At 56.8% G+C, this 6,180-nt stretch carries 6 protein-coding genes; all 6 read left to right on the top strand.

Going from position 1 to position 6,180, the window contains the following annotated elements:
* A partial coding sequence (locus GTO91_RS17330; RefSeq protein WP_161259978.1) for a hypothetical protein occupies nt 1–876 on the top strand: 876 nt, incomplete at its 5' end.
* Nucleotides 877–1,092: 216 nt separating this feature from the next.
* On the top strand, nt 1,093–3,744 hold the full coding sequence (gene alaS / locus GTO91_RS17335) for an alanine--tRNA ligase (RefSeq protein ID WP_161259979.1): 2,652 nt from the start codon (nt 1,093–1,095) through the stop codon (nt 3,742–3,744).
* 162 nt (nt 3,745–3,906) lie between these two features.
* On the top strand, nt 3,907–4,185 hold the full coding sequence (locus tag GTO91_RS17340; RefSeq protein WP_161259980.1) for an IreB family regulatory phosphoprotein: 279 nt from the start codon (nt 3,907–3,909) through the stop codon (nt 4,183–4,185).
* On the top strand, nt 4,166–5,155 hold the full coding sequence (locus tag GTO91_RS17345) for an aldo/keto reductase (RefSeq protein ID WP_161259981.1): 990 nt from the start codon (nt 4,166–4,168) through the stop codon (nt 5,153–5,155). Before GTO91_RS17340 ends, GTO91_RS17345 begins: the two co-directional genes overlap by 20 nt.
* A 4-nt stretch (nt 5,156–5,159) precedes the next feature.
* Nucleotides 5,160–5,627 carry a Holliday junction resolvase RuvX gene (gene ruvX, locus GTO91_RS17350; protein ID WP_161259982.1) on the top strand — a complete coding sequence of 156 codons (468 nt, stop codon included), beginning with the start codon at nt 5,160–5,162 and terminating at the stop codon, nt 5,625–5,627.
* Nucleotides 5,628–5,809: 182 nt separating this feature from the next.
* Nucleotides 5,810–6,079: a DUF1292 domain-containing protein gene (locus GTO91_RS17355; protein WP_012281410.1), complete on the top strand. Its 270-nt coding sequence runs from the start codon at nt 5,810–5,812 to the stop codon at nt 6,077–6,079.
* Nucleotides 6,080–6,180: the final 101 nt, after the last annotated feature.

The following is a 6,180-nucleotide window of genomic DNA, read 5'->3' on the forward strand; positions in this document are numbered from 1 at the left end:
CTGGAACCATCAATACTTTTCATTACTGACTTAGAGTGGAACGTCCAAGAAAAACGGGATTTGTTTCTTGAAAACTTATATGCTATGTTAGACTTTATCAACGATAACAAAGTTACTCAAATAAATTGGAATGATGAACTTGAATCTTTTCTTTGGAATGATAAGAGTTTACCTCCATGGAGGGCAGATAAAAATTGGAAGAACAAAATTGTTCCTACAATATACCAAAAAATCCATCCTAATTTTAGATTTTTAGATGATGGGGGCTTCGATATATGTGATTTTTATCCTGGATTACAATTAAGCATTCAAAAAGAAATCACATATGCATTTCTTAAATTAGTACATTCTTTAATAGATAATAAAGAAGACTTTTATTTGTGTTTAGGAATACCCAACAAGTCGTTAAAAGAACAAGAATGTTATTTCTATTGCGATTGTCACCCTAATAGGATTAATCCGAGTATTATTTGCGAACCTAAGGATTGGGTATTTTCAATTGGATTATCAACATTTTTTTGGCCCGAATCAATAGATGAATCAAACAAGGTAAGAAGAGGAATAGAATTCGTAACAAATCATATCATAAACAAACCACTAGTATATAATTATCAGTTTTCTGAGGATTTCATCGGAAGATTAGTTCAAGAAAATGAATATCTGGATGAAATACTAATTGCAATTGCAAAAAGGCTTACACTTATACAATCTGAGGCGTCAAGAAATAAAGGGTTAAAAGATGAACCAGTTAGACGAAAGAAGACAGAGCGAAGATTTAGGGTTTTAGGGGAGCGAAGAATACACTATACATATATAGATAGAGATATTCTATTCCTAAAATATTTTGGTGAAGGCGAGCATGACGATGGCTTATAAGTGAGGTTCAGGTTCGATTACCGTTATGTGTAGACAAAGTCCCCTCCCTTGACATCCCCCTCCCCAACACGCTATATTACAGATTGGACACATATCGACAGGACGAGTCGAGCGATGATCCAATCGCGATAAGAACGTGGATTGACTCGTCCCTGGCCGGCGTTTTAGGCGGTCCGGGGATGGGTTTTTGTTTATTTTCAAGGAGGCGTTAAGGCTTTGGAATTCACCGGCAACCGGGTACGGCAGCTCTTTCTCGAATACTTCGAGCAAAAAGGACACACCATCGTCGCCAGTTCCTCCCTGGTCCCTCACAACGATCCCACCTTGCTCTTTTCCAACGCCGGCATGAACCAGTTCAAGGACGTCTTCCTCGGCTTCGAGAAGCGTCCCTACGTGCGGGCCACCACGTCCCAGAAATGCGTCCGCGCCGGCGGCAAGCACAATGACCTGGACACGGTCGGGCGGACGGCCCGTCACCATACCTTCTTTGAGATGCTCGGCAACTTCTCTTTTGGCGACTATTTTAAAAAGGACGCCATCCGGTATGCCTGGGAGTTCCTGACCGGTGTGTGCCAACTGCCGAAGGACAAGCTCTACGCCACCGTCTACCTCGATGACGACGAAGCCTTCGCCCTCTGGCGCGACATGATTGGCGTGCCCGAAGAGCGCATCCTGCGCCTCGGCGAGAAGGACAATTTCTGGGCCATGGGCGACACCGGTCCCTGCGGCCCCTGTTCGGAGATCCTTATCGACCGCGGCGAGCACCTGCGCTGCAAGGCCGACGAGTGCGCCATCGGCAAGTGCGACTGCGACCGCTGGCTCGAGATCTGGAACCTCGTCTTCATGCAGTACAACCGCGATGAAACCGGGACGATGACGCCGCTGCCCCGGCCTTCCATCGACACGGGCATGGGCCTGGAGCGCGTCACCTCGGTCCTGCAAAACGTGGGCTCCAACTACGACACGGACCTCCTGCGGCCCATCATCGCCTTTGTGGAGCAGCTCTGCGGCCAGGTCTACCACCGCGACGACCGGGGCTTTCCCTTCCGCGTCATCGCCGACCATATCCGCTCCTGCACCTTCCTGATCACCGACGGCGTCCTGCCGGGCAACGAAGGCCGCGGCTACGTGCTGCGCCGCATCCTGCGCCGGGCCGTCCGCTTCGGCAAGGTCCTCGGCATCGACAAGCCCTTCATGCACGAGATCGTCCCCGTCGTCGTCGAATTGATGGGCGCGGCCTACCCGGACATCCGCGAGAAGCAGGATTTCGTCCGCAAGGTCATCAAGATCGAAGAGGAGCGCTTCCACGAGACGCTCCACGACGGCATGCGCATCGCCGCCGACATGGTGGCCAAGGTCAAGCAGGAGGGCGGCGCCGTCCTTCCTGGCAAGCAGGCCTTCACCCTTTATGACACCTACGGCTTCCCCCTCGACCTGGCCGAGGACATCGCCGAGGAAAACGGCCTCACCGTCGACAAGGACGGTTTCCAAAAAGCGATGGAAGCCCAGCGCGAACGCGCCCGGGCCGCCCGCCAGGACACCGTCTACGGCGCCGGCATGGAACTCTGGGCCGAACTGCTCCAGCAACTCGGGCCGACCACATTCACCGGCTACGGCAAGACCACCGGCGAGAGCGTCGTTAAAGCCATCGTCTCTGGCGCCGAGCGCGTCACCGAGGCAGGCGCCGGCACCGCCGTCCAGGTGGTCCTCGCCGAAACGCCTTTCTACGCCGAATCGGGCGGTCAGATCGGCGACGCAGGCCTCTTGCGCGCCGGCGACGCCGTCGTCCGCGTGGATGATACGAAAAAAATGGCCGGCGGCCTGCACGTCCACTTCGGCGTCGTGGCCGAAGGCGTTATAAAGGAAGGCGATCAAGTCGCCGCCGAGGTCGAGAGCGCCCGCCGGCTGGCCATCGCCCGCCACCACAGCGCCACTCACCTCACGCACAAGGCGTTAAAGGAAGTCCTCGGCGATCACGTCAACCAGGCCGGCTCCCTCGTCACGCCCGACCGGCTGCGCTTTGACTTCTCTCACTTCAGCCCCCTCACCCGGGACGAGTGGAACCGCATCGAAGCGGCCGTCAACCAGGCTGTCTTCCAGGCCCTGCCCGTCGAGGTCTTTGAAACGTCCATCGAAGAGGCCAAGGCCATGGGGGCCACGGCGCTCTTCGGTGAAAAATACGGCGATACGGTGCGCGTCGTCCGCATGGGCGACTACTCGATGGAACTCTGCGGCGGCACCCACCTGGGCAACACCAGCCAGGTCGGCCTTTGCAAGCTCCTCTCCGAAAGCGGCATCGGTGCAGGCCTTCGCCGCATCGAGGCCGTCACCGGCGAAGCGGCCCTCGCTTATCTGAACGAGCAGGAAGAGACCGTCCGCGCCCTGGCTGAAAAGCTCAAAGTCCCGACAGCCGAAGTGACCAACCGCGTCGATTCCCTCCAAGCCCAACTTCGCGAGAAGGACCGCGAGATCGAGCAACTGCTCGGCCGCCTGGCCAAGTACCAGGTCGACGACATCCTCGCCGGCAAAGAGGAGATCAACGGCGTCACCGTCCTGGCCGCCAAGGTGCAGGCGCCCGACATGGACGCCTTGCGGTCTATGTCTGATTTGTTGAAAGAAAAACTCGGTTCTGGCGTCCTAATCCTCGGCGCTGTCGCCGGCGACAAGGTGAACCTCGTCGCCGCCGCCACGAAGGACATCGTCGGACGCGGCGTCCACGCCGGCAACCTGGTCAAAGAAGCCGCCAAGGTCTGCGGCGGCGGCGGCGGCGGTCGCCCCGACATGGCCCAGGCCGGAGGCAAAGACCCGTCCAAACTGGCCGATGCCCTGGAAGCGGCGAAAAAGCTGCTCAAGAGTCAGATTAAATAGGGTAAAAGTAGAGGAAAATAGAAACTGGCGCAGAATAATATGGTTGGAGAGAGCGATTTGGTGACTGTTTGATGGTGACCATGGAAGAGACCCTTTCTGCACTAGCTTTCTATCTGCCCAAGCTTTTTGTTCGAGCGTGATTCCGTTGGGGGGTTGGGACCGATGGCAAACGAAACCTTTGACCAGACGATGATGTTCCAGGCGAAGGCGGAAGATGAGCTGGCCACCAGCGACATTCTCCGCACCGTCTATGAAGCGTTGAAGGAGAAAGGCTACAACCCCATAAACCAGTTGGTGGGCTACCTTCTCTCCGGGGACCCCGCCTATATCACCAGCCATAAAAACGCCCGCAGCCTGATCCGCCGGCTGGAGCGAGACGATCTATTGGAAGAGCTTGTACGTTTTTACCTGGAGAGCCATGATGAGGAGAAATCTCAGTAAAGAAAACCTCGGCAAAGTAAGACTCGGCAAATCGGGACTGGAAGTTTCCCGTCTTTGTTTTGGCAGCCTGACGATCGGCCCGCTGCAAGGGTCGCTCCCCCTTGACCGGGGAGCGGCGCTGTTGCGGCAGGCCTTTTTGTCAGGCGTTACTTTTGTCGACACGGCGCAGATTTACGGCACCTACCCCTACATCCGGGAGGCTTTGCGCGGCTACAAGGGTGACAGGGGCGATATCGACGACGTGGTCATCGCCACCAAGTCCTACGCCTACAGCGCCGAAGGGATGCGCGAGGCCTTGGAAGAGGCGCGGCGGGAACTGGACCGGGATGTGATCGACATCTTCCTGCTCCATGAGCAGGAGAGCGAGCATACCCTAAGAGGCCACCGGGAAGCCTTCGAATACCTGTTGGAAGCGAAGGCGCAGGGCTGGGTGAAGGCCGTGGGCATCTCGACCCACGCCGTCGCCGCCGTCCGTGCCGCCGCCGCCATGGACGAGGTCGATGTGATCCACCCGCTGATCAACATGGAAGGCATCGGCATCCTCGACGGCACGGCCTCGGACATGCTCGCCGCCATCGCCGACGCCCATCAGGCGGGGAAGGGGATCTACGGCATGAAGGTCCTCGGCGGCGGCAATCTTCATGCCAAAGCGCCGGAAGCCCTCGCCTGGGCGCTCGCCCAACCCCACCTGGACGCCATCGCCGTGGGCATGCAGTCCGAGCGGGAACTGGAAGTGAACCTGCGCCTCTTTGCCGGGGAAGCGGTCTCCGAGGAGAACTGGCAGGCGGTGCGGGGGCGAGGGAGAAGGCTCCACATCGAGGACTGGTGTACCGGCTGCGGTGCTTGCGTGCCGGCGTGCCCCCAGGGGGCGCTGCGATTAGAAGAGCACGCCGTCGTCGACCCGGCCCGCTGCCTCCTCTGCGGCTACTGCTCGCGCATGTGCCGGGATTTTTGCATCAAGGTGGTATGAAACATTGCGGATCATGGGGTTGGACGTAGGGGACAAGACCATCGGCGTGGCCGTCTCCGATTTGATGGGGTGGACGGCCCAGGGCGTCGAGACCATCCGGCGCGGCCGCCTCGCCGCCGATCTGGAGCGCCTGAGAGAACTGATGAAAACCTATGAGGTTGAGCGGATCGTCTGCGGACTGCCGCGCAACATGAACGGCACTTACGGCCCACGGGCGGAAGGGATCCGTGAATTCGGTCGCGTCGTCGGGGAAAAACTGAACATACCCGTCGACTACTGGGACGAGCGTCTGACCACGGTAGCCGCCCAGAAGACGTTGATCGCCGGCGATATGTCCCGGGCCAAACGCAAGCAGGTCATCGACAAATTGGCCGCCGTGCTGATCCTGCAGAACTACATGGACGCAAAGGCGCATCTTGCGGCGAAGGAGCAATCGAGCGAAACCCCGAATGACGCCCAGGCCCATGAATGATACAAGAGCCCCCCGACAGCGAAAGGCCCCTTCATCGACCAATCGTTCGACACAATAGGACGGGGTTAAAAAACGGTTATCAACCGGCCTTGCGGGATATACTTACCTTGAGCGTTCGTTGACAAGGGATGTCCCCTGGTATACAATGGCTTTAGTTTCGTAGCGAATAGAGGTGATTACCGGTGGATCAGGAACAAGAAAACATCATCGTCCTGACTGATGAAGACGGTAACGAACTGGAGTTTGAGGAACTGGACCGCGTCGAAGTCGATGGCAAGGAATACGCCATCCTGCTGCCTCTCGATGACGAAGAGGATGAAGCCATTATCCTCCGCGTCGAGTATGAGGAAAACGGCGAAGAAGTGTTCAGCCATATCGAAGACGACGAAGAATGGGAAAAGGTCGCTGACTTCTGGCAGGAACTGAGCGAAGAAGACGGCGAAGAAGAGTAACCCGGTAACCCCTTGTACGGAAGGCCATCCGAATGTTCGGATGGCTTTTTGCATGTGGCCGTTTACGCGGACCCTTACGTATGTCATGCATGACCGTTACT

It is taken from the genome of Heliomicrobium undosum (assembly GCF_009877425.1).
Taxonomy (GTDB): Bacteria; Bacillota; Desulfitobacteriia; order Heliobacteriales; family Heliobacteriaceae; genus Heliomicrobium; species Heliomicrobium undosum.

Excerpts from the sequence above, each read along its gene's own strand:
- GTO91_RS17340 (WP_161259980.1), top strand. The coding sequence starts at position 3,907 with ATGGCAAACGAAACCTTTGACCAGACGATGATGTTCCAGGCGAAGGCG.
- GTO91_RS17345 (WP_161259981.1), top strand. The coding sequence starts at position 4,166 with ATGAGGAGAAATCTCAGTAAAGAAAACCTCGGCAAAGTAAGACTCGGC.